Below are 23,812 nucleotides of genomic sequence, written 5' to 3' on the forward strand. Positions count from 1 at the left end.
AACACTGTCCATTGGAGTCAGTCATGCGTTACATCAGTACCCGCGGCCAGGCACCGGCCCTGAATTTCGAAGACGTCCTGCTGGCCGGTCTCGCCACCGACGGCGGTCTGTACGTCCCGGAAAACCTGCCACGCTTCACCCAGGAAGAAATCGCTTCCTGGGCCGGCCTGCCGTATCACGAGCTGGCTTTCCGGGTCATGCGCCCATTCGTCACCGGCAGCATTCCGGACGCCGATTTTAAAAAGATTCTTGAAGAAACCTACGGTGTGTTCGCCCACAACGCCGTTGCGCCGCTGCGTCAGCTGAACGGCAACGAATGGGTGCTGGAGCTGTTCCACGGCCCGACCCTGGCGTTCAAGGACTTCGCCCTGCAACTGCTCGGTCGCTTGCTCGACTACGTGCTGGAAAAACGCGGCGAGCGCGTGGTCATCGTCGGTGCCACCTCCGGTGACACCGGTTCGGCCGCCATCGAAGGCTGCAAGCACTGCGAAAACGTCGACATTTTCATCCTGCACCCGCACAACCGTGTGTCTGAAGTGCAGCGTCGGCAGATGACCACCATCCTCGGTGAAAACATCCACAACATCGCCATCGAAGGCAACTTCGACGACTGCCAGGAAATGGTCAAGGCCAGCTTCGCCGACCAGAGCTTCCTCAAGGGCACGCGCCTGGTGGCGGTGAACTCGATCAACTGGGCGCGGATCATGGCCCAGATCGTTTACTACTTCCACGCAGCGCTGCAATTGGGCGGCCCGGCGCGTTCGGTGTCGTTCTCGGTGCCGACGGGCAACTTCGGCGACATCTTCGCCGGTTACCTGGCACGCAACATGGGCCTGCCGATCAACCAGTTGATCGTCGCCACCAACCGCAACGACATCCTGCACCGCTTCATGAGCGGCAACCAGTACGTCAAGGAAACCCTGCACGCCACCTTGTCGCCGTCGATGGACATCATGGTCTCGTCGAACTTCGAACGCCTGCTGTTCGACCTGCACGGTCGCAACGGCGCAGCGATTGCCGGTCTGATGGATTCGTTCAAGCAGGGCGGCGGTTTCAGTGTCGAACAGGAACGCTGGACCGAGGCGCGCAAACTGTTCGACTCGCTGGCCGTGGACGATGCGCAAACCTGCGAAACCATTGCCGAAGTCTTCGAACAGACCGGTGAGGTACTCGATCCGCACACGGCCATCGGTGTGAAAGCCGCACGCGAATGCCGTCGCAGTCTGGATATCCCGATGGTGATCCTGGGCACGGCGCATCCGGTCAAATTCCCGGATGCAGTGGAAAAAGCCGGCGTAGGAAAAGCTCTCGAACTACCTGCACATCTTTCTGATTTGTTTGAGAGAGAAGAACGCTGCACAGTTCTGGCAAACGAGCTGAAAGCCGTGCAGGCCTTTGTCAGCCAGCATGGCAATCGTGGCAAGCCACTTTAAGCCCTGAAAGCTGTCACATTTTGAAGCCCGTCTCCTGACGGGCTTTCTTGTTTTTGCATGCCACACTGCTCGGGTTTTCGCCCACGAAGGACGGGTGATCCGATCACGAAGGAAAGTGGCAATGTTGTTTTATCGAGGACTGAAGCCAGCGCTGGTCTGGTTGTTTTTTTGGGGCCTGTGGGGATTCATGCAAGGGGTTTGTGCTGCGCAACTGGCCATGCGGACTGACGCGTCGAAACTGGAAATCCCGGCCGTTGAACTTAATGCCGAGGAGCAGCAATGGATTCGCGACAATCCCCGCGTCATTGTCGCTTCGCTGCAATATCCGTTGTATCTGTTCCAGGATGAGCGCGGCCAATGGAGCGGTTTGAACGACGACTTGCTCAAGCGTATCAGCGTAATGACCGGGCTGCAGTTCGTGCATCAGGAGTCGTTTTCCACTCATCACATGCTTGAGCAGTTGCAGAGCGGAGTGGCTGACATCAGCACGACGCTTGCGGTAAACGAGGAGCGTAAGGCGTTTCTGGATTTCAGTCATGCATTTGGAGGCGCTGGCTGGGTGTTTGTCTGGCGTGCGGGAGAGCCAGCCTTTCAGTCGCTCGCCGAACTGGAAAATCGGGTGTTGGTACTGCCGGCCAGGCATGCGCTGGAGGGCAGTATTCGGCGCGAGTATCCGTCGATCACAATTCTCTCGGTCAAAACGCACGCCGAAGCTCGGGCGCTGGTCGAGAGCGGTGAAGCCTATGCCACGATCGAAAACGAGATCGGTGCGCAGCTGTTTCCATCAGGCTTGCTCAGGGTCGGTGGTCTCGTCGAGGGTAAGTGGGAGGCGGATCATCTGGCGGTGCGCAAGGGCCTGCCTGAGTTGCGCAGTATTCTCAACAAGGCCCTTGGAGCCTTCTCGGCTGCCGAATTGCGCGCCATGCGCTTGAAGTGGCTGGAGGGTGTTTCACCGGCACCGGCCCCGTCGTTCGGGGCGCGAGTGATCAAATGGGGATGTTGGGGAATGGGCGCACTCGGGGTATTCGGACTGCTTTCGCTGCTATGGAATCGCCGGCTGGCCGCCGAGATAAAACAGCGACGGGAAGCCGAAAAGATCCAGGGCGATCAATTGGCCTTTCAGCATGCACTGATCGATGCAATGCCTGACCCGGTATTTGTACGTGATCTGCTGGGAAGGTTGATCATGTGCAATCGCAGCTATGAAGAGGCGCTCGGCGTGCGTCTCGAGCAGGTGCAGGGGCGGACTCTGTATGAGGTCGACGCACTTCCACAGACCACCGCACTCATGTTGCATGACGAATTCATGATGCAGTTGCGTACACGCAGGACACGCTTTAGCAAACGACAATTGTTGTTCAAGAGCGGTTCACGGCACATCTATCAGTGGACGGTGCCTTTTTACGGTGTAGATGGGAAGTTGCGCGGCTTGTTGGGTGGCTGGACTGATATCACCCAGCGGCGGACTGAGAGCGGGTGCCGATGTCCGCAGTGAAGATCGGAAATATCCTATAAAACGTGACTACTTTTCTGATGGGAGGCTTAGGACGACTGCCCTAGAGTGACAAACCACTGCGGCGAGAAACCGCGATTGTCGTTCCAGAGGTCGTCCAATGCGCTCGCTCAAAATCCTGCTTCTCGAACCCAACCCGTTCCAATTGATGGCGTTGCACCAGATGCTCAACGCCATCGGTATATATGACGTGTTGACCGCGCCTTCGCTGAGCGCGGCAAAGCGTTCGCTGGTACGCCGTGGGACTGTCGATATCGCCATATGCAATCCGCAGCTCAAGGGCGGCGACGGGTTGGCACTGATCAGGCATCTGGTGGCCCGGCAGGAAGCGCGTGCGCTGATTCTCTTGGGGGTAGTGGTGCCCGGCGTATTGGCTGACCTGGAATCTTTGCTGCGCGATGACGGAATGAAGCTACTGGGGCGACTGCACACGCCGGTCTCGGCGGTACTGATGCGCAATCTGCTCGACAGCTACCTGTCGCCCCCCCGACGTCCGGTCATTGCCTGAGGCCATTGGTTATTTTCTGTCATCTTCGCCATGCATGCTCAGAACAGGTCGGTGACGTTCCGGGAGGGGCCGCCGACAGGCAGAACTTTCTTCTCGGGTCGGTGGTCATTTACTGTGGACACGCCCCAGACACTGTGTTTTCGGACTATTGAGTGGAGATCGAGATGGAAAGTATCAGTCTATTGCTCGGTGAGGCTCTGAGCCCGTATCAGGTAACGCTGACCCCTCGCGGTCTGCAGGGTGAATGCCTGGTGACACTGAAGAACGGCAGTGGCGCCATCATGGTGGAGCGCGAATTCAATCGGGCGCAATTGAGTGACAAGCGCCAACTGACAGATGTGGTCGACGGTTTGCATCGCGACATCCTGATCGCCGAAGGCCGGCTGGAGCCTTGTGTGATTGCTGCGTTGCGCAACGCTGCCCGCGACAAGCACCCGGGTCTCTGAAACTGATTTGTCTTTTGTGGGAACCTTCCTGCACCCGGGTCAGTCAGACCCCATAACAGCAGGATCAAGCATTGTGCTCCGGTGCTTGTCGCTTGCTGCTACGGGTCTTTGATACAGACCACGTTTAACCCCGAGTCGTCTCCCCACTTCTCGGGGTTTCTTTTGTCCGGGATTTACTGCGTGGCCTGCTGCTGGAAGAAGATCCGCGTCTGCTCCAGATAGTCCTGACGCCTTTCAGGGTCCAGCCAGTCGGCGTAGAGCAGGTCGAGATGTTCGTGGGGCAGGGTACGCAACAGTTGATCGATTTCACGGATCGCCTGTCGGCCCTGAGTGGTGTCGGTGCAGCCGACGTGGCCCGAAATGTACTTGCCTGACCCGCGAATCGGGTAAAACTCCAGCTCGTCTTCAGCGATCTGTGCCTGACGGGCCTGATAACGGATTTCCGGCCAGTAACCCAGCACTACCTGCAATCGCCCGAGCCGCTGCATTGACAGCAGACTGCTTAACGCGTCATTCCCGTAATGCGGTGTCAGCGCGCCGCCCGGAGCCTGTCGGAGCAGGCCGTCGATGTATTCGCCATAACTGCGCTCGGCCACCACGCCGACTTTCTTGTCGCTGTTGGCCAGGAATGCGGACATATCGACTTCACCGTCGGAAATGAACGGCGCCAGCACTTCGCGATCTTTCTGACGAACCACCAGGCCATTGCTGACCGCCCGAAATGCGGGGATGGAGAACGCGATCCACTGCGCGCGCTCCTTGTTCCAGATCAGCGAAGGATCACAGGCGAACGGGTGTTCATGGAGCATCTGGATGCCGCGGGCGCGGTTGACCCGCATCAAGGTGTGTTCGTATTGCGGCATGCCGGCAATCAGCATCGGCATAAGTTGATCGATGACGCCCTGGCCCTTTTTCGGACCTTCGAAAATGGTCAGCGGCGGCAGGTCGCGCAGCAGCCAGATCAGCGTCGGCTTCGCTTGCGCCCAGGCTGGCAGCACCAGCAGAAAAAGCAGGCCGAACAACCGCCACGTCCACCAGTGGTGGGCGCGGTTGGAAGCAGAGGCCGGTCGGCGCTTCAGCTCAGATGACTCCGTCTTCGCGCAACCGGGCGATCTGCTTCTCGTCGTAGCCAAGATCGTGGAGTACCTGCGCATTGTGTTCACCGAGCTGCGGTCCGACCCATTCGGACGTGCCGGGTGTTTCAGAGAGTTTCGGCACGATGCCCGGCATCTTGAAGGGTTTGCCGTCCGGCAGTTTGGCCTGCAGGAACATTTCCCGGGCCAGGTACTGCGGATCGTTGAACATGTCTTCGGCGCTGAAGATCCGGCTGGCCGGGACTTCGGCCTGATTCAGCAGATCAAGCACGGTTTGCAGCGGCAGCGAATTGACCCACCGATCGATCACGCCGTACAACTCGTCACGTCGGCTGTCGCGCCCGTCATTGCTTGCCAGCGCCGGGTCATTGGCCAGATCTTCACGGCCGATGATCAGCATGAAACGCTTGAAGATTGCATCGCCATTGGCGCCGATCTGCACGTGTTTTCCGTCGGCGCTGGTGTGGATCGAGGAGGGCGTGATACCCGGCATGATGTTGCCGGTGCGTTCACGAATGAAGCCGAACACATCGAACTCCGGCACCATGCTTTCCATCATCGCGAAGATCGCTTCGTACAGCGCGACATCGACCACTTGGCCGAGGCCGCCGTTGACCTCGCGATGACGCAGGGCCATCAACGCGCCGATCACACCCCACAACGCGGCAATCGAATCACCGATGGAAATCCCGGTACGCACCGGCGGGCGGTCTTCGAAACCGGTGATGTAGCGCAGGCCGCCCATGGATTCGCCGACTGCGCCGAACCCAGGCTGATCCTTCATCGGCCCGGTCTGGCCGAAGCCGGACAGGCGCACCATCACCAGTTTGGGGTTGAGGGCGTGCAAGGTTTCCCAGCTCAGGCCGAGTTTTTCCAGGACGCCGGGGCGGAAGTTCTCGATCAGGATGTCGGCTTCACCCAGCAGCTTTTTCAGGATCGCCAGGCCGTCGGGGTGTTTCAGGTTCAGCGTCAGGGACTTTTTGTTGCGTGCCTGGACGAACCACCACAACGAGGTGCCTTCATATAACTTGCGCCATTTGCGCAACGGATCACCGCCGTCTGGCGATTCGATCTTGATCACTTCGGCACCGAACTCGCCGCAAATGCGCGAGGCAAACGGCCCGGCAATCAAAGTACCCAATTCAATGACTTTCAGACCGCTGAGCGGTTTGTTGGCGAACGGCATGCGAGATCCTGTAGGACAAGGCTGAGCAGATACAGCGTTTTAACATAGCCGGCTGTCAGTCGCGCAAGGTTGATCGCCATCAATTCGTGGATTGCCTACAGCATCGGTTAGACTTGCCGACTTTCCTCGTATCAAGAAGCCCGTTCATGGCCCAGCCGTCCACCACCTACAAATTCGAACTGAACCTCACCGATCTCGACCGCAGCGTCTACGAGAATGTGAAGCAGACCATCGCCCGTCACCCTTCGGAAACCGAAGAACGCATGACCGTGCGCCTGTTGGCCTACGCGCTCTGGTACAACGAGCAACTGTCGTTCGGTCGTGGTCTGTCGGACGTGGATGAACCTGCGCTGTGGGAAAAGAGCCTGGATGACCGTGTCCTGCACTGGATCGAAGTCGGCCAACCCGACGCCGATCGCCTGACCTGGTGTTCCCGTCGCACCGAACGCACCAGCCTGCTGGCCTATGGCAGCCTGCGCGTCTGGGAAGGCAAGGTGATCCCGGCGATCAAAAACCTGAAGAACGTCAACATTGCTGCCGTTCCGCAGGAAGTGCTGGAAACCCTTGCCAAGGACATGCCCCGCGTCATCAAGTGGGACGTGATGATCAGTGAGGGCACGATCTTCGTCACCGACGACCGTGGTCAGCACGAAGTCCAGCTGACCTGGCTGCAAGGCGAGCGCGGTTAAGTCCGCGCTACTCCTGAAAAATCCTACGTACCCAAGAGAAGCTCCTGTCACCCCATGCGTATCGATCCTCGTCCGTTGCCCGCCACTCTGCCGTTTCTCGGTGATCTGCCACCGCTACTGACCCGCCTGTACGCGGCACGGGGCGTGCAGTCCGAGGCGGAGCTGGACAAGAGCCTGGTGCGGCTGATTCCGTTCCAGCAGCTCAAAGGAATCGATGCGGCGGTGGATCTGCTGGTGACGGCGCTGGAGCAGCGTCAGCGGATCCTGATCGTCGGTGACTTCGACGCCGACGGCGCGACCGCCAGCACCGTAGGCGTGCTTGGCTTGCGCCTGCTGGGTGCGACGCACGTCGACTATCTGGTGCCGAACCGCTTTGAATACGGCTACGGCCTGACTCCGGAAATCGTCGAAGTCGCGATGACCCGCGAGCCGCAACTGTTGATCACCGTCGACAACGGTATTTCCAGCGTTGAAGGTGTGGCGGCCGCGAAGCGTCACGGCCTGAAGGTTTTGATCACCGACCACCACTTGCCCGGCGATGAACTGCCGCAAGCCGATGCACTGGTCAACCCGAACCAGCCGGGTTGCGAGTTCCCGAGCAAGGCTCTGGCTGGGGTCGGGGTGATTTTCTACGTATTGATGGCCTTGCGCGCGCGTCTGCGCAGCCTCGGCTGGTACGAGAGCAAGCCACAACCGAACATCGGCGAACTGTTGGATCTGGTGGCGCTGGGCAGCGTTGCCGACGTGGTGCCGCTGGATGCCAACAACCGGATTCTGGTGCATCAGGGCCTGGAACGAATTCGTGCCGGACGTGCGCGGCCGGGGATCAAGGCGATCCTGGAAGTAGCCAAGCGTGAAGCTTCGCGTATTACTTCCACCGATCTCGGTTTCATCGTCGGCCCGCGTCTGAATGCGGCGGGGCGTCTGGATGACATGAGCCTCGGGATTGAGTGCCTGCTGACTCAAAATACCGAACTGGCCCGGGAAATGGCCGCGCAACTGGACGGCATGAACCAGGATCGCAAATCCATCGAGCAGGGCATGCAGCGTGAGGCACTTGCCCAGCTCAAGGACTTGCCGGTCGAGTCGATGCCGTTCGGGTTGTGTCTGTTCGATCCGGAATGGCACCAGGGTGTGATCGGTATTCTGGCTTCGCGGATGAAGGAGCGTTATTTCCGCCCGACCATCGCCTTCGCCGATGCTGGTGACGGATTGCTCAAGGGCTCTGGACGCTCGGTGCAGGGCTTCCATATTCGCGATGCGCTGAGTGTCGTGGCAGCGCAGCACCCGGACCTGATCAGCAAGTATGGCGGCCACGCCATGGCGGCCGGTCTGACCTTGCCGCAGGAGAATTTTCCGTTGTTCGCCGAGGCATTTGACGCCGAAGTGCGTAGGCAGCTTCGCGAAGAAGACCTCACCGGGCGCCTGCTGTCGGATGGCACGCTGGCAGTCGAGGAGTTTCATCTGGAACTGGCCCGCGCCCTGCGCCACGCCGGACCCTGGGGGCAGCATTTTCCGGAGCCGTTGTTTCACGGCGTGTTTCAGTTGGTCGAGCAGCGAGTGGTCGGTGAGCGGCACCTGAAAGTGGTGCTGAAAACCGAATGTGGATCGGTGAAGCTCGATGGCATTGCCTTCGGCATCGATCGCGATATCTGGCCGAACCCGACGATCAAATGGGTTGAACTGGCCTACAAGCTCGATCTCAACGAGTTTCGCGGCAATGAAACCGTGCAATTGATGATTGCTCACATCGAACCGCGTTGACACTTTCGCGAGCTTGCTCCGGGCGGCGTTCCGACGAAAGCGGACTTACACACTCACAGAATCACTCTGAACCCTCCCTCATCCCCGGATGTCGACTAGGCTCTAAGCACTGCTTGATTGGCCTTGTGACGTCTTGTCGAATTTTTTGCCCGCGGGGGCGGGTGCTGCACCTTTTTCCTGTCACTCGTCGACTTTTCAAACAGAACCCTGGAGCCTGCCCACTGATTTGAGAGGTGCCCCATGAGTCTGCTGCTTGAACCCTTTACCCTTCGCCAACTGACCCTGCCTAACCGCATCGCCGTATCGCCCATGTGCCAGTATTCCAGCGTCGATGGCCTGGCCAACGACTGGCACCTGGTGCATCTCGGCAGCCGGGCAGTGGGGGGCGCGGGCCTGGTATTTACCGAAGCCACGGCGATCACGGCCGACGGGCGGATCACCGCCGAAGACCTGGGCCTGTGGAACGATGAACAGATTGCACCGCTGCAACGCATCACCCGATTCATCAGTGCGCAGGGCGCCGTGGCCGGCATTCAACTGGCCCACGCCGGGCGCAAGGCCAGCACCCATCGGCCGTGGATCGGCAAGCATGGCAGCGTCAAACCGGAGGATGGTGGCTGGACGCCGGTCGGGCCGTCGCCGATTGCCTTTGATCCGCAACACACCCAACCCAAACAACTCGATGAGAGCCAGATCGCCCAGGTCATTCAGGACTTCGTGGCCGCCGCCGAACGTGCGTTGGCAGCCGGTTTCAGCGTGGTTGAGGTGCATGCGGCGCACGGTTATCTGCTGCACCAGTTTCTCTCACCGCTGAGTAATCAGCGCCGTGATCAATACGGTGGTTCGTTTGAAAACCGTATTCGTCTGGTGCTACAGGTGACCGAGGCGGTGCGTGCAGTCTGGCCGGAAGAGCTACCGGTGTTTGTGCGTCTGTCGGCCACTGATTGGGTCGAAGACGGCTGGAACCCGGATGAAACCGTGGAACTGGCCCGGCGTCTGAAAACCTTGGGCGCCGACCTGATCGACGTGTCCTCGGGGGGCACGGCGGCCAACGCTGAAATCCCCGTTGGACCGGGTTATCAGACGCGCTTCGCCGAGCGGGTGCGCAAGGAGTCGGGCATCGCCACCGGCACCGTGGGAATGATTACCGAGCCGGCCCAGGCCGAGCACATCCTGCGTACTTGTCAGGCCGACATTATCTTCCTCGCGCGTGAGCTGCTACGTGACCCTTATTGGCCGTTGCATGCCGACGACGATCTGGGCGGACGCAAAGCGGTGTGGCCGGCGCAGTATCAACGGGCGACCCATCGGGATCAGCCGATTCACGAGTCTGATTTGCGGGATTGATTCCGACCTGCCGCAAAGCCTATAAAACCCGCCATTGAACTGGCGGTTTTTTTCTTGCCTGTCGTTTGGAATTGCAAAGGCATGGACCGCAATGTTGATCGAACGAGCGCTGACTGAATCGGACTTGCCACTGCTGGCGCTGATCGACCGCAGTGAGTTGGTCGAGGAGTGCTATCGCTTAGAAAACGGTGAGCTGATTCTGTATCCGGCGCGTTTTGACATGCGCGGCTGGCCCGAAGGGGAGGCGGAGGAGAATGCGCGGGTATTGGAAAAATGCTGGCGCAGCGGCGGGTGGCTACACGGACTTTTCGATGGCGAAACACTGGTGGCTGCGGTGGTTGTGGATAACCGGGTTATTCACAATCAGGGCCTGAACATGCGGCAGTTGAAGTTTCTGCACATCAGCCGTTCCTGGCGCGGGCAGGGATTGGGCGGGCGGTTGTTTGCCTTGGCGTGCGCCCATGGCCGGGAGATCGGCGCCGAGGCGTTGTATGTCTCGGCGACCGAGTCGCGCAATACCGTGGAGTTCTATCAGCGCCAGGGTTGCCGGTTGCTGAAACAACCGGATCCCGAACTGTTTGATCTGGAACCCCACGATATCCACCTGTACTGCCCGTTGGCCTGACGGTTCAAAGCATCAAGGGTACTTGCGCTTGTCCGGTGCCGGCGGGAAGTACTGGTACAACCAGGTCTCACTCAATGTGCGGTCGTTGGTGCGGATGAACAACCGCAGTTCCACCGGCTCCACGCTGTCGTTGGTCGGGTACCAGTCGAACAGGATCCGGTAACCCTTGATGTCCTCCAGCACGAGCACGCTGAAGTCCTGCACCTTGCCGTTGGAGCAAGTGACCACCGGTTCGATCCCGGTGCCCTGCGGCAGGCGATCCAGGCCGCCACCGGTGAAGTCCACGGCAAAACGACGGGCCCAGACTGGCGGATAATGCTCACCCGGTGCCCAGCCTTCGACGAATCCACCCATGCCGGAACGGGTTGCATGCACTCGCGCCAGCGGCGTGCCGACCGGCGGCAGGGCGCTCCAGTAGAGCTTGTAGCCGTAGTTCAGCGAGTCCCCGGCCGCTACCGGTTTCTTCGGCGTCCAGAACGCAACGATGTTGTCGAGGGTTTCGCCGGTCGTAGGAATTTCCAGCAGGTCGATAGAGCCTTCGCCCCACGCGGTTGTAGGTTCTACCCACAGGCTCGGACGCTTGCTGTACCAGTCCACAGTGTCCTGATAGTTGGCGAATTCGTGGTCGGTCTGCACCAGACCGAAACCTTTCGGGTCGGTGTCGGCGAAGGCGTTGAACTGAAGGGTGGCCGGGTTGTTCAGCGGGCGGCAGATCCACTCGCCGTTGCCGCGCCACATGGCCAGACGATCCGAGTCATGGATCTGCGGGTGGATGGTGTCGCACATCCGGCGCTCGTGGGTGCCGCAACTGAACATGCTGGTCATCGGCGCGATGCCCAATTGCTCGATGGCGGTGCGGGCATTGATGTGGGCGTCGATCTCCATCACCACGCGCTCGGCCTGGCAATCGATGTCGAAGCGATAGGCGCCGGTCGCGCTCGGCGAGTCGAGCAGGGCGTAGACCACGAAACGGGTCGCGTTCTGATCCGGGGTCTCGAACCAGAACTTGGTGAAGTCAGGGAATTCTTCGCGTTTTTTGGCGTAGGTGTCGACGGCCAGGCCACGGGCGGAGAGGCCATATTGGCCAGTGGCATCCACCGCGCGGAAGTAGCTGGCGCCGAGGAACGACACCACGTCATGCCGATCCAGTTCCGGCGCCTTGAACAGCTTGAAGCCGGCAAAACCCAGGTCGCCCTTGAGCTGCTGAGTGTCGACCGAGGTGTTTTCATAGTTGAACAGCTGAGGGCGGAAATGCACCTCGCGGGCCGTGCGGGTCTTCGGATCGACGCTGTACATGCGCACCGGCTGACGGAAACCCATGCCAACGTGGAAGAACTGCACATCGAGCTGACCCTTGTTCTCCTTCCACAGCGAATGCTCGCCGTCGTAGCGGATCGCGTTGAAGTTCTGCGGGGTCATGGTCGCCAGGGTCGGCGGCAGCACCTGTTTGGTGTCCTGATACGCGTTGCCGGCCAGTTGTTTGGCCTGGCGCTTCAGCGTTTCAAAGTCGAAGGCCTGGGCTTCACCGTCGGCGGCACCGCCAGAGGCGGCCCAGGCGCGAGAGGCCAGCAGGCCTGTGGCCGATAGGCCGGTATAAGCCGCAATGGCCATGGACGCTTTGAGCAAATTCCTGCGGTGCATAGATACAACCTGTCGTGGACAATCCCGCGCCGTTCCTGGCACGTACTGGATCAGAAATTACGGTTCGGACAAGCCTTCGGCCAAACGCTACGGACTAGTAACAGATGCGCGCTAGCTTAATCCGTTCGCTGATTTTGCAAAATTCCCTGATAGCACGGCGCTAGCCTCTCAATGAAACAAGACGTTACGGTTACTTATCCCACAGCCTTTTCTGATTTATAGGGCATATCTGCTTTTTTCGACTAATTACTCTAAAAACAGCTTTTCAGCGCCGATTTAATTTCTATTCTATGGGCATCGCCGGTCACGACCCATCCGACCGGCAGGGCTCAAATCGCTGCTTAAGGAGCAGGGCGATGCGGTTTTCGAAAATTTCTGACGTACTGGAAAAGGACATCGTCCATGACAAAAGGACAAGGCATCACCGAAATGTTGGGCATCTTTCCCTGCCTCACCAACGTCCGGCGAAGACGCCGGCTCAGTCCTGATGAGCTGAAACTGGTGGAGCGTTACCGGGAGTTGTCGGAAAGCGACCGGATTGCGATGCGGTATCTGGTGGATGCGATGAGGAGTGTTTCGCGGTTTTGAAGTAAAAAACCAAAGGGGCGGACTGTGAAGTCCGCCCCTTTTTCATTCTTGAGGTTTACCGGGGACGCTGTGCCAGCATCAACTCAGGCATGTCCCGCCATTTCACCCAGGCCTGTTGTTGCCAGTGGAGCAGCGGCACGGTGACGCCAGCCCAATGCACGGAGCTCAGGCTCGGGCAGGTTTCCGCTGTTGCTGAGCTGGTTTCCCGCAGGATGGGAATCACCTCATTGCTCAGCCATTGGCGCAGGTTGCGGTTTTCCGGGATGAAATGGTGAACCAGCAGCGCGTACATGCCGGATTCGCTGACCATTGGCGTCTCGACAACTTTGCCGTACTTGCGCAGGCGGACGGTGCGGCGTTGGTCGGGGTCGAGTTTGAGCGTGACGCGTGGGTTCAAAGGATGGCCCATCATGCGGCCCAGATCCTGAGAGCAGAACCAGGCTTGGTGATCGAGCAGGAGAGCGTGGAGGAAGCGGTTGTGGCGGGTGAAAACCGTAGGGATAAAGTGCGTCTGGGTCTCAGGTGAATTTTGCGCGTGCATAGTCAATTTCTACTCCATGTTGAAATGAGAGCCGCCACTAATCCTTCGACAGATTTGGGTGGCGAACCGCGCGGCGTTCGAAGTCGGAACATTCTCGATCAACATGGAAGCCGAGAGGCCCGCGCCACACGGTCCGCCATAACGCTAATCCGAAAGGCAAAAAAAGCCTCGGTTTCTATGGAGGACGCAGTTGCGCCATGTTGATGATGTACCGGCTTCGACCCCGGGCCGCTGATTGGGCAGCGACGGGATAAAGCCTATCGGTCAGGCGCTAGCGGCGCCAAGTCTACTCTGCCGACGCCACTCGTAGGAAAGGGGACTTAATGCTGAGGGTTCGTTCCGCAGGAAACGAGCAACTGACGCTGAAAGAAATCAGCCCCGAAATTTTGATAAGTCCGGGGCTGTTTTTCTTAGCGACTCACCTTCCAGGCATCCCCAGCCGGCGCCTTCCCATGGTCATACGGCTTGCCGATCCACATGTAAATCAACCCCAACCCAATCACGATCGCCGTGCTCAGCACCATCGCGTAGTTGATGTACCACGCGGCATCCGGCGTGCGGGGCCAGGCCATGTTGATGATTGCGCCGACGCCGTACACCAGCGCGCCGATGTTCACCGGCCAGCCCCAGGCGCCGAGGGTGAATTTGCCGCTGGGTTTCCAGCCTTTGCTGCGGGCGTACAGGGCGGCGAAGACGATCATCTGGAACGCGAGGTAAATGCCGATGGCGGCGAAGCTGACGATGGTGGCCACGGCGTCTTGCAGGAAGAAGCCGAGGGCGATGATCAGGCCGGGCAGTACGCCGGACACGAACAACGCAGCGACCGGAACCTGGGTCGTAGGAGAAATCTTTTTCAGCAGTCGGCTGCCGATGACCATTTCATCGCGGGCGTAGGAATACAGCAGACGACTCGCCGCCGCTTGCAGGCTGATGACGCAAGAGATGAAGGAAATCATCACCACGCCCATCACCACTTTCGAACCGACCGGGCCGAAGGCGTTGTTGAGGATGGTGGTGACCGGATCCTTGTCGGTGCCGTTGATCACCGCTTGCATGTCCGGCACGGCGAGAATCAGCGCCAGGCAAGCGAACATCGCTGCGATGCCGCCGATGTAGATGGTCATGCGCATGGCCACCGGGATTTTCTTGCTCGGGTTCGGAGTTTCTTCGGCCACGTCGCCGCAGGCCTCGAAGCCGTAATAAAGGAACATCCCCGCCAACGAAGCGGTGAGGAAGGCCGGCAGGTAGGAGCCGTCGACGCTGATATCGAAGGTGTTGAACAGCACGCTGATCGGCTGGTGACGCTCGAAAATCAGCAGGTACACGCCGACGATCACCGCACCCACCAATTCGCAGAGGAAGCCGAACATGGCGATCCGCGCCAGCACTTGGGTGCCGCTGAGGTTGACCAGTGTGGCGAACAGCGTCAGCACCAGGGCGATGACGATGTTGGTGTTGTTGCTCGGCTCAAAACCCAGCATGGCGGCGAGGTACGGGCCGGCGCCGACCGCAACGGCGGCGATGGTTACGCACAGGGCGATGGAGTAGATCCAGCCGACCATCCATGCCCATTTCTTGCCCACCAGACGCCGCGCCCAAGGGTAGACACCGCCGGAAATCGGGAACTGCGACACCACTTCGCCGAAGATCAGGCACACCAGCAATTGGCCGCAACCGACCAGCAAGTAGGCCCAGAACATCGGAGGCCCGCCGGCCGCCAGACACAGGCCGAACAGGGTATAAACCCCAACGACCGGTGACAGATACGTGAAGCCCAAGGCGAAGTTTTCCCACAGGCTCATGCTGCGGTTGAAGTTGGACGTGTAGCCCAGTTGGCGCAGTTGTTCGGCATCGCTGTCGGCAACGGCGGCTGAGAGCTCGGGTGATGCACTCATGTGTGTTTGCTCCGTGAAATCGGCAGATTTCGGATGGCCGAAACCGTGGCGGGGCTTGGTGAGCGCCGCCCGGATCGGTAGTTATTGTTTTGAATGCCTGGTGGTGCGGATAACCGGCTTCTGCCATGAAACCGGGGGGATGCCTTTAGTGCTTGAACATCACATGCCGAACCGTGGTGTAGTCCTCCAGCCCGTACATGGACATGTCCTTGCCGTAACCGGACAGTTTCTGACCGCCATGGGGCATTTCGCTGACGAGCATGAAGTGGGTATTCACCCAAGTGCAGCCGTACTGCAACCGTGCGGACAGGCGATGGGCGCGTCCTACATCCGCCGTCCACACCGAGGACGCCAGGCCGTAGTCCGAATCGTTGGCCCATTCCAGCGCCTGGGCTTCATCGGTGAATTGAGTCACCGACACCACCGGCCCGAACACTTCGCGGCGGACGATTTCGTCGTCCTGCTGGGCGTCGGCCAGCACCGTCGGTTCGAAGAAGAAACCATTGCCTTCGACAGCCTTGCCGCCGGTGATCAAGCGAATGTGAGGTTGCGCCACGGCGCGCTCGACAAACCCGGCCACGCGGTCGCGATGCTGGGCGGTGATCAGCGGCCCCAGCTCGGTCGACGGATCATCCTGCAAGCCATACTTGATGCTGCTGACCGCCGCGCCGAGCTTCTCGACGAACTTGTCGTAAATGCCTTGCTGCGCATAGATCCGGCACGCAGCGGTGCAATCCTGGCCGGCGTTGTAAAAGCCGAAAGTACGAATGCCTTCGACGGCGGCATCGATATCGGCGTCGTCGAAGATGATCACCGGAGCCTTGCCGCCCAGTTCCATGTGCATGCGTTTGACGCTGTCGGCGGTGCTGGAAATGATGTTCGAGCCGGTCGCTATGGAGCCGGTCAGCGAGACCATGCGCACTTTCGGATGGGTCACCAACGGGCTGCCCACGCTCGGCCCACGACCAAACACCAGATTGAGTACACCGGCCGGGAAAATATCCGACGCCAGTTCGGCTAGACGCAACGCGGTCAGCGGGGTTTGTTCCGACGGCTTGAGCACCACGGTATTACCGGCGGCGAGGGCCGGGGCGATTTTCCAAGCGACCATCATCAGCGGGTAGTTCCACGGCGCGATAGAAGCGATCACGCCCACCGGGTCGCGGCGGATCATCGAGGTGTGGCCGGGCAGGTATTCGCCACCGGCCGAACCGCTCATGCAACGGCTGGCGCCGGCGAAGAAACGGAAAACGTCGGCAATCGCCGGAATCTCGTCGTTCAGCGCAGCGCTGTAGGGTTTGCCGCAGTTGTCGGATTCCAGTTTCGCCAGTTCTTCGCCGTGGGCTTCGATGGCGTCGGCGAGTTTGAGCAACAACAGCGAACGGTCTTTCGGCGTGGTCTGCGACCATTCGGCGAAGGCACTGTCGGCGGCGCGCACGGCGGCATCGACCTGGGCCTCGGTGGCCTCGTTGATTTCCACCAGCACTTCGCCACGCGCCGGGTTGAGCACCGGTTGCGCCGGGCCTTCGCCGTTGACCAGTTGGCCGTTGATCAAGAGTTTGGTTTGCATGTTGTTGTCCTCTTTGCAGCCATCGTTATTTTTCAGAAGAAACCGAAAATCCTGTGGGAGCGAGCTTGCTCGCGAAAGCGGTGTGCCAGTCGACATCAATGTTGGATGTCATGGCCTCTTCGCGAGCAAGCTCGCTCCCACAGGGGAAAGTGGTGTCTGTTATGAGTTCATTTGCCGCCGCTGCCGGCCACGCTCTCGCCACCACGGGTCAGGTAGTAGGCGCCGAGGATCGGCAGCATGGTCACCAGCATCACGAGCATCGCCACGACGTTGGTCACCGGCACGTCCCGTGGGCGGCTCAACTGATTGAGCAACCACAGCGGCAAGGTGCGTTCATGCCCGGCGGTGAAAGTGGTGACGATGATTTCGTCGAACGACAGCGCAAACGCGAGCATGCCGCCGGCGAGCAGCGCCGAGCCGAGATTCGGCAGGATGATGTAGCGGAAGGTCTGCCAACCGTCGGCGCCGAGATCCATCGACGCTTCGATCAGGCTGTGTGAGGTGCGGCGCAAGCGGGCGATGACGTTGTTGTAGACGATCACCACGCAGAAGGTCGCGTGACCAACGATGATGGTGAACATCCCCGGCTCGATCCCCAGTGTCTTGAAGGTCGCCAGCAGCGCAATCCCGGTGATGATCCCCGGCAACGCAATCGGCAGGATCAGCATCAGCGAAATGCCTTGTTTGCCGAAGAAGTCCCGGCGGTACAACGCCGCTGAAGCGAGGGTGCCGAGCACCATGGCAATCAGCGTGGCGATGGCCGCGATCTGCAGCGACAACTTGATCGCTTCAAGCACGTCCGGCCGCGAAAACGCCACGCTGAACCAGTGCAGCGTGAAGCCTTTCGGTGGAAAGCTGAACGCCGCGTCTTCGGTGTTGAAGGCGTAGAGGAAGATGATCAGGATCGGGAAGTGCAGAAACACCAACCCGCCCCAGGCTGCGATGCGCAAGCCTATTGAAGCCTTTTCAGAGTGCATCGAAGGCCCCCAGACGTTTGACGATGGACAGGTAAATGGCGATCAGCACGATCGGCACCAGCGTGAACGCCGCAGCCATCGGCATGTTGCCGATCGCGCCTTGCTGCGCGTAGACCATGCTGCCGACGAAGTAGCCCGGCGGGCCCACCAGTTGCGGCACGATGAAGTCGCCCAAGGTCAGCGAGAACGTGAAGATCGAACCGGCAGCAATCCCCGGCACCGACAGCGGCAGAATCACCTGCATGAAGGTCTGGCGAGGCTTGGCCCCGAGGTCGGCGGAGGCTTGCAGCAACGACGGCGGCAGGCGCTCCAGCGAGGCCTGGATCGGCAGGATCATGAACGGCAGCCAGATGTAGACGAACACCATGAACCGCCCCAGATGCGAGGTCGACAAGGTGCTGCCGCCGACCCCGGGAATCCCCAGAATGAACTGCAGCACCGGCTCCAGCCCCAGGTGCTGAACGAACCATTGCGCCACGCCGCCCTTGGCCAGCAGCAGCGTCCAGGCGTAGGCCTTGACGATGTAGCTGGCCCACATCGGCATCATCACCGCGATGTAGAAAAACGCCTTGGTCTTGCCGGTGGTGTAGCGCGCCATGTAGTAGGCAATCGGGAACGCGACGATGGCGCTGGCGATCGACACCACGACGGCCATGCTCAGGGTGCGCAGAATGATGTCGAAGTTCGACGGCTGAAACAGCGCGGCGAAGTTGGCCAGGGTCAGGTCAGGCGTGACTGCCATGGTGAAGTCGTCGAAGGTGTAGAAACCTTGCCACAACAGCACCAGCAACGAGCCCAGATAGATCGCGCCGAACCACAGCAGCGGCGGCACCAGCAGCATCGACAGGTACAGGTTCGGCTTGCGATAGAGCAGGTTGGAAAACCTGCGCAACGGCGCCGATTGAGGGAGGGCGAGGGCGGTCATGTCACACCCCGCTCGCAACGGTGTCGTGCAGCGCAATCATCGCTTCCCGCGCCCAGCGAGCGCTGATGCGCTGGCCGGTCTGGTGCTGCGCACTGCTGTCGATCCATTGATTGTTGGCCTGGCTGATGCTCAGGGTCTGGCCGTTTTCCAGCTTCAGTTCGTAGCGCGTGGCGCTGCCCTGATACTGGATGTCGTGCAGCAGACCGCTGACTTCGATTTCATGGCTGGCCAGCGGGCCTTCGGCGAAACGCACGTGTTCCGGGCGGATCGAAAACGGCTGCGGATGGCCGCTGAGCTGGCGCGCCAGATCACCGCGAATCACGTTCGAGGTGCCGACGAATTCGGCGACGAAGGTCGTGGTGGGTTTCATGTACAGAGTGCGCGGCGTGTCGACCTGTTCGATGCGACCCTTGTTGAACACGGCCACGCGGTCGGACATCGACAGCGCTTCAGTCTGATCGTGGGTGACGAAGATGAAGGTGATGCCGAGCTGGCGTTGCAGCTTCTTCAGTTCGCTCTGCATCTGTTCGCGCAGCTTCAAGTCGAGAGCGCCCAACGGCTCGTCGAGCAACAGCACTCGCGGGCGATTGACCAACGCGCGGGCGAGGGCGACACGCTGGCGCTGACCGCCGGACAACTGCACCGGTTTGCGTGCGCCGTAGCCGCCGAGGGCGACCATGTCCAACGCCTCTTCGGCACGCTTGTGGCGCTCGTTCTTGTTCACGCCTTTGACTTTCAAACCGTAGGCGACGTTGTCCAGCACGTTCATGTGCGGGAACAGCGCGTAATCCTGAAACACGGTATTTACGTCGCGTTGATACGGCGGCAGACCGGCGGCTTCGGCGCCGTGAATGCGGATCGAGCCTGCGCTCGGTTGTTCGAACCCGGCGATCAGGCGCAGGCACGTGGTCTTGCCCGAGCCGGAAGGGCCGAGCATGGAAAAGAACTCGCCGTCCTGGATGTCGATGGAAACCCGGTCAACGGCCTTCACCTCGCCGAACTGCCGGGAAACGTTGGTGAACTGGACTGCAAGCGTCATGGTGCGGTGCTCCAAAAAGGCGAGGGCCGTCGCAGCGGCCCTTCCTGGACTTCTGAAAAACAGTGTTCGAATTGATCGTTCCCACGCTCTGCGTGGGAACGCTGCCCGTGACGCTCTGCGTCAGCTCATGCGAATGGACGCGGAGCGTTCCCACGCAGACGGTTCGACGCCTCGACGTGGGAACGATCGGGCTGGAGCGGCGTGTCAGCGGCCGCCCATAATCGCAATGTAGTCCTGCGTCCACCGGCTGTACGGCACAAACTTCCCACCCTCGGCCTGCGGGGTTTTCCAGAAAGCGATCTTGTCGAACTGATCGAATCCGTTGGTCTTGCAGCCTTCAGCCCCGAGCAACTCACTGCCCTGGCAAGCCGCCGGAACCGCCGGCAACGAACCAAACCACGCTGCCACGTCACCCTGGACTTTTGGCTGCAGCGACCAGTCCATCCACTTGTAGGCGCAGTTCGGGTGCTTGGCCTCGGCGTGCAGCATGGTGGTGTCGGCCCAACCGGTGGCGCCTTCTTTCGGCACGGTGGAGGCGATCGGCTGTTTATCGTTGATCAGGCCGTTAACCTGATAAGGCCAGGCGCTGGACGCGACCACGCCTTCGTTCTTGAAGTCGCTCATTTGCACGGTGGTGTCGTGCCAGTAGCGGTGGATCAGCTTCTGCTGGGCGCGCAACAGTTCCAGCACAGCCTTGTACTGATCTTCAGTCAGTTGGTACGGATCCTTGATCCCCAGCTCAGGCTTGGTGGATTTCAGATAGAGCGCTGCGTCGGCGATGTAGATCGGGCCGTCGTAGGCCTGCACGCGGCCCTTGTTCAGCTTGCCGTCGGGCAGGTTCTGTTCCTCGAACACCACATTCCAGCTGGTCGGCGCGGTCTTGAACACATTGGTGTTGTACATCAACACGTTCGGGCCCCACTGGTACGGGGTGCCGTAGGTCTGTTTGTTGACCACGTACCACGGCGCGTCTTTCAGGCGTGGATCGAGGGATTTCCAGTTCGGGATCAACGCGGTGTTGATCGGTTGCACACGCTTGCCGACGATCAGCCGCAGCGAGGCATCGCCCGACGCAGTCACCAGGTCGTAACCGCCCTTTGCCATCAGGCTGACCATTTCATCGGAGGTGGCGGCGGTTTTCACATTGACCTTGCAGCCGGTTTCCTTCTCGAAACCGGTCACCCAGTCGTAGGCCTTGTCGCTTTCACCGCGTTCGATGTAACCAGGCCAGGCGACGATATCCAGCTGACCTTCGCCGGCGCCGACGGCTTTCAGCGGTTCGGCGGCCTGCAGGCTGGCGCTGGCCAGCAGGGCCGTGGTGATTGCACTGAACAGTGCGGTCTTGTGCACGAACATGGTGAACCCTCTTCTTTAAATTATGGTCGGGGCAGTTGTGAACGCGGTGGAGCATGCCGTCAGCGGCTTGTTATTAGCGTAGTCAGAGATGCTGGCCGTGGCGGGCCATGATGTGCCGCACCACGCTGTAGTCCTGTAGCGAATCGCTGGATAAGTCTTTGCCGTAACCGGAGCGTTTCAGCCCGCCGTGGGGCATTTCGCTGACCAGCATGAAATGGCTGTTGATCCAGGTGCAGCCGTATTGCAGACGCGCGGCGACCTGCATCGCCTTGTCCAGATTCTGGGTCCAGACCGACGAGGCGAGGCCGTATTCCGAGTCGTTGGCCCAGTCCACCGCTTGCGCCAGTTCGTCGAAGCGGGTCACGGTCACCACCGGGCCGAACACTTCGCGCTGGACGATTTCATCGCTCTGTTTGCAACCGGCCAGCAGCGTCGGTTGATAGAAAAAACCGGCACCCGAATGCACCGCTGCGCCTGTGACCCGCTCGATATGCGGCTGACCGAGGGCGCGTTCGACGAAGCTGGCCACGCGATCGCGCTGGCGCGTACTGATAAGCGGGCCGATTTCGTTGTCGGCGTCACGCTTGCCGGCGAAACGCAGGTTGCTGACCGCTGCGCCAAGTTCAGCCACCAATTTGTCGTGAATCCCGGCCTGGGCGTAGATCCGGCAAGCCGCCGTGCAATCCTGCCCGGCGTTGTAATAACCATAAGTGCGCACGCCTTCGACCACCGCTTTAATGTCGGCATCGTTGCAGACGATTACCGGAGCCTTGCCGCCGAGTTCGAGGTGCGTGCGTTTGAGGGTTTTGGCGGCGGCCTGGAGGATTTTCTGGCCGGTCACGATATCGCCGGTCAGCGAAACCATTCGTACTTTCGGGTGGCCGACCAGATGACTGCCGACGCCTTCTCCGCCACCGCAGACAATGTTGATCACCCCGCGCGGCAGGATTTCTGCCAGTGCTGGCGCCAGTGCCAGGATCGACAGCGGCGTGTGCTCGGACGGCTTGAACACCAGCGTATTGCCCGCAGCGAGGGCCGGGGCGATCTTCCACGCGGCCATCATGATCGGGTAGTTCCACGGCGCAATCGAGGCGACGACGCCAATCGGATCGCGGCGCACCATGCTGGTGTAGCCCGGCACGTATTCGCCGCTGAGCTGGCCGGTCTGACAGCGCACCGCGCCGGCGAAAAAGCGGAATACATCGACGGTCGCGGTCAAATCGTCCTGCCGCGCCAGATGCAGCGGCTTGCCGCAGTTCAGGGCTTCGAGTCGGGCGAGGTGGTCGGCATGTTTCTCGACGGCGTTGGCGATTTCCAGCAGCAGGTTGGAGCGTTGTTGCGGGGTGGTGCGCGACCACTCGGCAAAGGCGCGGTGGGCGGCGAGGATGGCGGCTTCGACTTGTTCGGTGCTGGCTTCGGCGATCTGGGTCAGGACTTCGCCAGTGGCCGGGTTGAGGATCGGTTCGACAAAACCCTGCCCGGCGACCAGTTCGCCGTCGATCAGCAACGCGGTATGCATGTGGGTCTGCGCGCCAGCCATTTTCCGTGATCTCTTTTCTTGTATGGCCATGTTGCTCCCTGTTCCGGGAGCCGACCGTCTTATAGATGCAGCAAGACTAGTGCGCGGCTCCGGGGTCGACAAATTCTAAATACTGAAGGTGGCATTCGATTAAATAGATGGCTTGCGTCCGCCGTGAGGCTGCTCGCGGGCCACGGTCAGGAACGGATCGACCAGCGCTGGGCGAGCAGTGCCACGACGCCAGGCCAGACCGACGTCGAGGGTCTGGTTGAGGTCGGCAATTGGCCGCGCTTCGATGATGTCGCCTTCCAGCGACCATGGGCGGTAAGTCATGTCGGGCTGGATCGAAACGCCGAGACCCGCTGCCACCAGACTTCGCACTGCCTCGGTGGACGCGGTTCTGAGGGTGATCTTCGGTTGCAGCCCGGCGCCGCGCCACAGGCGTTGGGCATTGCGATCCATCTCGTCGACGTTCAGCTGAATCAACGGCTCCCGGGCAACATCGGCGAGGTTGATGCTGTCGTGTTCCAGCAGCGGATGCTGGGCCGGCAGCCACAAACGGTGCGGCGAGTGTGTCAGCACTTCGGTCTGCAAGGCATGGCGGTCTTCGAGGTTGGAGAGGATCAGTACCCCGACATCGATCTCGCCGCTGACCAGCAGATGCTCGATGTACGGCCGTTCGTCCTCCATCACCCGTATCTCGACGTTGGGATAGGCGCGCTGGAAACGGGTCAGCAAATCCGCCAGGTAATAACCGGCCACCAGGCTGGTTACGCCGACAATCAACTGCCCCGCGACCTGATCGGTGCTTTGCTGCAGGCTGCGTTTGGCGTTGTCCACGGTGGCCAGAATCAGGTGCGCCTGGCGCAGGAACTGGTGGCCCTGATGGGTAAGGGTCATGCCCTTGGCGTGGCGGTTGAACAGGCTGACGCCGATTTCTTCCTCCAGTTGCTGGATGGCCAGGGTCAGGGTCGATTGGGAAATGAACGCGGTTTGCGCGGCGGCGGAGATCGAGCCGGTCTCGGCCACGGCGATGAAATGGCGGATCTGACGCAAGGTCATCATGGAAGGTTTACCCGGTGGGCGGTTTTTATAGATTGCCTCGAGTGTATATCTATTTTCACGAATGACCGCTGCGGGCCAGGCAACATCTGGA

At 60.3% G+C, this 23,812-nt stretch carries 21 protein-coding genes; 9 read left to right on the forward strand and 12 right to left on the reverse strand.

Going from position 1 to position 23,812, the window contains the following annotated elements; genetic code table 11:
• Nucleotides 1-23: 23 nt before the first annotated feature.
• The 4 genes from thrC (at nucleotide 24) to NH234_RS06175 (ending at nucleotide 3,900) form a co-directional block, all read left to right on the forward strand.
• Entirely contained in the window at nucleotides 24-1,433 is a 1,410-nt protein-coding gene (thrC, locus tag NH234_RS06160) for a threonine synthase (RefSeq protein WP_085729750.1), read from the forward strand.
• Nucleotides 1,434-1,554: 121 nt separating this feature from the next.
• Nucleotides 1,555-2,928, forward strand: coding sequence for a transporter substrate-binding domain-containing protein (locus tag NH234_RS06165; protein ID WP_085729751.1), 1,374 nt, complete (start codon nucleotides 1,555-1,557; stop codon nucleotides 2,926-2,928).
• Nucleotides 2,929-3,046: 118 nt separating this feature from the next.
• Nucleotides 3,047-3,454: a response regulator gene (locus NH234_RS06170; RefSeq protein WP_085729752.1), complete on the forward strand. Its 408-nt coding sequence runs from the start codon at nucleotides 3,047-3,049 to the stop codon at nucleotides 3,452-3,454.
• Between the two features lie 164 nt (nucleotides 3,455-3,618).
• Nucleotides 3,619-3,900 carry a DUF3509 domain-containing protein gene (locus NH234_RS06175; protein ID WP_085729753.1) on the forward strand — a complete coding sequence of 94 codons (282 nt, stop codon included), beginning with the start codon at nucleotides 3,619-3,621 and terminating at the stop codon, nucleotides 3,898-3,900.
• A 173-nt stretch (nucleotides 3,901-4,073) separates the two neighbouring features.
• Here the strand turns inward: NH234_RS06175 and NH234_RS06180 are convergent, their stop codons facing one another.
• Both NH234_RS06180 and NH234_RS06185 read right to left on the reverse strand, forming a co-directional pair.
• Entirely contained in the window at nucleotides 4,074-5,054 is a 981-nt protein-coding gene (locus NH234_RS06180; RefSeq protein ID WP_367255988.1) for a TIGR02285 family protein, read from the reverse strand.
• A complete protein-coding gene (locus NH234_RS06185) occupies nucleotides 4,981-6,180 on the reverse strand; it encodes a CaiB/BaiF CoA-transferase family protein (protein ID WP_085729754.1) in 1,200 nt (399 codons plus the stop codon). Before NH234_RS06185 ends, NH234_RS06180 begins: the two co-directional genes overlap by 74 nt.
• Nucleotides 6,181-6,326: 146 nt before the next feature.
• Here NH234_RS06185 and NH234_RS06190 point away from each other — a divergent pair, with 146 nt between their 5' ends.
• From NH234_RS06190 to NH234_RS06205, 4 genes are all read left to right on the forward strand, one after another.
• A complete protein-coding gene (locus NH234_RS06190) occupies nucleotides 6,327-6,869 on the forward strand; it encodes a YaeQ family protein (RefSeq protein WP_011332624.1) in 543 nt (180 codons plus the stop codon).
• Nucleotides 6,870-6,923: 54 nt separating this feature from the next.
• Complete coding sequence (gene recJ, locus NH234_RS06195) at nucleotides 6,924-8,633, forward strand: single-stranded-DNA-specific exonuclease RecJ (RefSeq protein ID WP_367255990.1); 1,710 nt, start codon at nucleotides 6,924-6,926, stop codon at nucleotides 8,631-8,633.
• 240 nt (nucleotides 8,634-8,873) lie between these two features.
• A complete protein-coding gene (locus NH234_RS06200) occupies nucleotides 8,874-9,980 on the forward strand; it encodes an NADH:flavin oxidoreductase/NADH oxidase (RefSeq protein WP_367255991.1) in 1,107 nt (368 codons plus the stop codon).
• 91 nt (nucleotides 9,981-10,071) lie between these two features.
• Complete coding sequence (locus NH234_RS06205; RefSeq protein ID WP_085729757.1) at nucleotides 10,072-10,605, forward strand: GNAT family N-acetyltransferase; 534 nt, start codon at nucleotides 10,072-10,074, stop codon at nucleotides 10,603-10,605.
• A 12-nt stretch (nucleotides 10,606-10,617) separates the two neighbouring features.
• Here the strand turns inward: NH234_RS06205 and NH234_RS06210 are convergent, their stop codons facing one another.
• Nucleotides 10,618-12,246: a glucan biosynthesis protein D gene (locus tag NH234_RS06210; RefSeq protein WP_085729758.1), complete on the reverse strand. Its 1,629-nt coding sequence runs from the start codon at nucleotides 12,244-12,246 to the stop codon at nucleotides 10,618-10,620.
• A 402-nt stretch (nucleotides 12,247-12,648) separates the two neighbouring features.
• Between NH234_RS06210 and NH234_RS06215 the strand changes: the two genes are divergently transcribed.
• On the forward strand, nucleotides 12,649-12,834 hold the full coding sequence (locus tag NH234_RS06215) for a hypothetical protein (protein WP_007954656.1): 186 nt from the start codon (nucleotides 12,649-12,651) through the stop codon (nucleotides 12,832-12,834).
• A 55-nt stretch (nucleotides 12,835-12,889) separates the two neighbouring features.
• On the opposite strand, the gene NH234_RS06220 is transcribed toward NH234_RS06215, so the two are convergent.
• The 9 genes from NH234_RS06220 to NH234_RS06260 all read right to left on the reverse strand — a co-directional run bounded on the left by NH234_RS06220 (nucleotide 12,890) and on the right by NH234_RS06260 (nucleotide 23,721).
• Complete coding sequence (locus NH234_RS06220) at nucleotides 12,890-13,375, reverse strand: Bro-N domain-containing protein (protein WP_367255993.1); 486 nt, start codon at nucleotides 13,373-13,375, stop codon at nucleotides 12,890-12,892.
• Between the two features lie 410 nt (nucleotides 13,376-13,785).
• Entirely contained in the window at nucleotides 13,786-15,270 is a 1,485-nt protein-coding gene (locus NH234_RS06225) for an APC family permease (protein WP_367255994.1), read from the reverse strand.
• Between the two features lie 145 nt (nucleotides 15,271-15,415).
• Nucleotides 15,416-16,840, reverse strand: a complete 1,425-nt coding sequence (locus tag NH234_RS06230) for a gamma-aminobutyraldehyde dehydrogenase (protein ID WP_085697285.1) — start codon at nucleotides 16,838-16,840, stop codon at nucleotides 15,416-15,418.
• A 167-nt stretch (nucleotides 16,841-17,007) separates the two neighbouring features.
• Nucleotides 17,008-17,817, reverse strand: coding sequence for an ABC transporter permease (locus NH234_RS06235; protein ID WP_007954663.1), 810 nt, complete (start codon nucleotides 17,815-17,817; stop codon nucleotides 17,008-17,010).
• Complete coding sequence (locus tag NH234_RS06240) at nucleotides 17,807-18,742, reverse strand: ABC transporter permease (protein WP_007954664.1); 936 nt, start codon at nucleotides 18,740-18,742, stop codon at nucleotides 17,807-17,809. The genes NH234_RS06235 and NH234_RS06240 overlap by 11 nt, the downstream gene beginning before the upstream one ends.
• A 1-nt stretch (nucleotide 18,743) precedes the next feature.
• On the reverse strand, nucleotides 18,744-19,781 hold the full coding sequence (locus NH234_RS06245; protein WP_367255995.1) for an ABC transporter ATP-binding protein: 1,038 nt from the start codon (nucleotides 19,779-19,781) through the stop codon (nucleotides 18,744-18,746).
• Nucleotides 19,782-19,985: 204 nt separating this feature from the next.
• Complete coding sequence (gene ydcS, locus NH234_RS06250) at nucleotides 19,986-21,137, reverse strand: putative ABC transporter substrate-binding protein YdcS (RefSeq protein ID WP_367255996.1); 1,152 nt, start codon at nucleotides 21,135-21,137, stop codon at nucleotides 19,986-19,988.
• 82 nt (nucleotides 21,138-21,219) lie between these two features.
• A complete protein-coding gene (locus NH234_RS06255) occupies nucleotides 21,220-22,707 on the reverse strand; it encodes a gamma-aminobutyraldehyde dehydrogenase (RefSeq protein WP_367255997.1) in 1,488 nt (495 codons plus the stop codon).
• Nucleotides 22,708-22,806: 99 nt separating this feature from the next.
• A complete protein-coding gene (locus NH234_RS06260) occupies nucleotides 22,807-23,721 on the reverse strand; it encodes a LysR family transcriptional regulator (protein ID WP_007954670.1) in 915 nt (304 codons plus the stop codon).
• Between the last annotated feature and the right edge of the window lie 91 nt (nucleotides 23,722-23,812).

Source organism: Pseudomonas sp. stari2, assembly GCF_040760005.1.
In the GTDB taxonomy this organism is placed as follows: Bacteria; Pseudomonadota; Gammaproteobacteria; order Pseudomonadales; family Pseudomonadaceae; genus Aquipseudomonas.